1 protein-coding gene is annotated in these 261 nt (G+C 65.1%); it reads right to left on the reverse strand.

Features of this window, described 5'->3' with window-relative positions:
• Positions 1–261, reverse strand: a 261-nt coding sequence (locus B4920_RS29820) for a LysE family translocator (protein WP_368664748.1), incomplete at both ends; no start/stop codon positions are given.

A 261-nucleotide genomic window follows, 5' to 3' on the forward strand; every position in this document is an offset into this window, starting at 1 on the left:
CGCACAGGGCGGTGAGGGCCCCCAGGCTGCCATTGAGACGGCGCCAGCCCTTGTCCGAGTTGATCCAGCGGCTGAGCTGATGGCCGAACAGCACCCAGGCAAAGCAGACCGGCAGCCCCGCCATGGGGAAGACCGACATGATGCCCCACAGACTAGGCCAGTAGTCGCTCCCCGGCAGGCTGAACAGACTGATGGCGGAGATGCCCATCATCCAGGCCTTGGGATTGAGGAACTGGAAGCCCAGCCCCTCCAGCAGGGTCA

It is taken from the genome of Zoogloea sp. LCSB751, assembly GCF_002028455.1.
GTDB lineage: Bacteria > Pseudomonadota > Gammaproteobacteria > Burkholderiales > Rhodocyclaceae > Zoogloea.